Annotated in this window: 1 protein-coding gene; it reads left to right on the top strand. The window is 65.1% G+C overall.

Going from position 1 to position 324, the window contains the following annotated elements; genetic code table 11:
• The coding region (locus tag FMEAI12_RS35880; RefSeq protein WP_146776866.1) for a helix-turn-helix domain-containing protein at window positions 1–324 on the top strand (324 nt) is incomplete at both ends.

Raw genomic sequence — 324 nt, 5'->3', positions numbered from 1 at the left:
TCGGATGGAAGTGGACCCACCCGCAGCGGACGGGACGGCCACCGATCAGCCAGGAGATCGCCACGCTGATCGAGCGGCTCGCGACCGAGAACCCGACGTGGGGCTACCAGCGAATCCAGGGCGAGCTCCTCAAACTCGGCCACCGGGTGAGCGCATCCACGATCCGCCGGGTCCTGAAGACCCTCAGGTTGCCACCGGCTCCGAAACGGCAGACCGACACCACATGGCGACAGTTCCTGCGTACGCAGGCGTCGACGATGCTGGCCGTGGACTTTTTCCACGTGGACTGCGCCATTACGCTCCAGCGTCTGTACTGCTTCTTCG

Origin of the sequence: Parafrankia sp. Ea1.12, assembly GCF_900465275.1 — a bacterium.
Classification (GTDB): Bacteria; Actinomycetota; Actinomycetes; order Frankiales; family Frankiaceae; genus Parafrankia; species Parafrankia soli.
Note: the sequence above shows the minus strand (reverse complement) of the source record. Positions and strands in the feature narration are given on the sequence as shown.